Source organism: Patescibacteria group bacterium, from assembly GCA_028710985.1.
GTDB lineage: Bacteria > Patescibacteriota > Patescibacteriia > JAHJFT01 > JAHJFT01 > JAQTTB01.
In genome coordinates, this window is sequence record JAQTTB010000013.1 from 1 (window position 1) to 2,765 (window position 2,765).

The following is a 2,765-nucleotide window of genomic DNA, read 5'->3' on the forward strand; positions in this document are numbered from 1 at the left end:
TTGGCGACAAACTCTTTCGAGATTTTAACCTGCTCGGCCTGTTTTTTTGCCCGGTCTTCGCGGCTGTCCAGAACTTCATTGTAGGTATGTCTGGAAAACTTGTTGACAAGAAGAACGATGTTATCAATCTGCGCATCCGTTATTTCAAAACCTGCCAAGCCGTATTTGTCGTAAACATTGATAAACTTGACATCTTTATCGCTATTCGATTTGTTGCGCTTAATGGTAAGCTCGACATCAATCGGCAGGTCGCCAACCTTAAGTTGCAGGCTGTCGCCATCCTTTTTAAACGCCTTGACAGCCTCGGCAAGCTTGTTGACAAACCGCGCTGCCTCTGATTTTGCCTGCATCCCCTCGGTGAAATAATGCGGGTATTCAGGCTCTTTCGGTTTTGCCGGTGCTTTACCGCGATCTCCTTTCTCGGCCTTGTCGTATTCAGCCCTGACTAAAGCGTATTCCTGCAAGGCCAGATTGTAAGGCGTTTTCGCATCATCATATTTCTGCCATTCGGCTCTGAATACCTTGTCGTAATCATTCCTGAAAGTCTCGCCGTTAAAGCTGTAGGTATCGGCTTTGCCCAAGTCGTCCAGCGCCTCCTTGACTTGTTTGATTCTGTTCTCATTCGTCCTGGCGTCATCTTCCGCATTGGCAACAGTGCGCTTCGCTGCCGACAATTGCGCACCCAGTCGGCGCTCGTCGGTTTCAAGTTCGGCTATTTCCCCTTCCAGTTTGATCTTTTCCCGGAAAATCGGATTGCCGGTTGTTTCCGCCATAAACTCAAGATAACTGGCTGTGTCGCTTTGGCTTTCCTCGACGGTACGCTCGCCGCTTCTGAACGAATCCAGCATCCGAGCCTTCTTGCCCAGGGTTTGCCAGGATACCGCATCAAAGGTTTTTTCAGTCGAGTAGGCTTTTATTTCAACTTCAAATCCGTCCGGGTCGCGCTCATACAGTTTATTGCCCTGACGGATGATGCGGCCTTCGCGCTGTTCAATGTCGGAGGGCCGGTTATGCTGCGACGAATCGATATGTTGCAGGCCAACCATGCGCTCCTGTGCGTTAGTGCCTGCGCCCATCTTGGCCGTTGACCCCAATAACACGCGCACTTTGCCGCTATTGACCAGAGCAAACAGTTCCTGCTTTTGTATCGCCGTCTTGTAGTCGTGGATAAACTGCACTTCATTGGCGGGGATGCCTTTGCCAAGTAGCTTAGTCTTGATGTCGTCGTAAACAGAGAAGCCGGAATCCGCCGTAGAGAAGACCTCGCTCTCCGCCACAGTCTCATCGATGAAGGCTTCCAGCGTTTCACTATCGTCCTCGCTGATATTCTCGTCTTCCAGCAATTCGTTAAGCTTGAATTGCAGGTAGTTCCATTTCTCCTTGTAGGTTTCGAGCACCTTGACCGTTTTATCTTCAGTGCTGTCCGGCTTTATTTTCAGGCGCTTGTAGATCGAATTAAGCAGGTTGTTAGCGTCTTTAACCGACGACTTACCGGGTGTTGACATATCGATAAACACAAGCTGAGTGCCTTTGTCCTTGTGCCATTTATGGTAAATCTCAACAATATCATCGACGGCCTTGTTGACTTTGCTATCAGGATTATCCGGCGCACTGGGGTCAACCAGCCTGATATCGAGCGCGGCTTTCTTGGCGTCGTTGTAAATCCATAACAGGTTATCTACAGTCGGATCAAAGCCTTTGGACTTCATATTCGCTTCGACTTGCAGCGTGCGCTCGATCAGATAGTCCATGTACTCCAGTTGTTCGGCGCTTGGCTGCGCCTTAATCAACTGCCTGCCGCCTTTCGCCACTTTCGGAACCGGGAACTCGGTGCGGTTATTCTCGCCTTTCTCCTTGTTTGACCGGGCTATCTGCTCGGAATAAATACGCTTCAGGTCGTTCATCGTCACGACATCGGCAAATTCCTTGTAGAGCTGCATCATTTCCGGGACATTGTTGAATGTACCCATGATCGTGCGCTCTTTCAGCTTGCCGGTGGCCGTGTACTCGATAGCCGGTTCAACATTGGCGTAGTTTTTAGCCCATGCGTCGAAGGATTCTATGTTTCGGTCAATCAAGCCCTGCTTGTTCAGATAGCGCATGATCGTGTACATTTCCACCAGCGAGTTGCTGATCGGCGTGCCGGTGGCAAAAGTGACGCCGCCATTATCCCTGTCGAGCAAGGTTCTCAGCTTCATGTACAGGTCAAATGCGCGTTGCGAGCCGTTGGGCGTGCCCATGCCGGATACCCGCTGCATTCCTGAAGAAAATTCTAAATTTTTAAAACTGTGACTCTCGTCGATTGCCAGGTAATCGATACCCATCTGATCGAAGCTGACAACATCATCTTTCGGCGCTGAATTAAGCTTGTTTAACCGCTCCATCCGTTTCGCTATCCGATTTCTGATAGTGCGCACCGCACGCTTGTCATTATTGTCCTTTGCGGTTGACAGCGCATCTTCAAGCAACTTCAATTCATCGCGGATAAACTGCTGCTCTGTTGCCGGGTCCACCGCAATGAACTTGAAGGAAGAATGGCCGATGATGATGGCGTCGTATTTGCCGGTCGCAATTCTGGCAAACAAGCGTCTGCGGTTTTGTTTCTGGAAGTCTTTTTCGGACGCAATCAGCAAATTGACGCCCGGATAAAGCTCGACAAACTCTTTAGCCCACTGCGAGACAATATGGTTAGGCACGACCAGCATCGGCTTTTTGCTTAAGCCCATGCGCTTGCGCTCCATGATGCCGGTAATGATGGTTGCGGT

At 50.0% G+C, this 2,765-nt stretch carries 1 protein-coding gene; it reads right to left on the reverse strand.

Annotation, left to right across the window (positions count from 1 at the left end):
- Positions 1-2,765: hypothetical protein (locus tag PHW53_05295; GenBank protein ID MDD4995847.1), on the reverse strand; the 2,765-nt coding region annotated here is incomplete at both ends.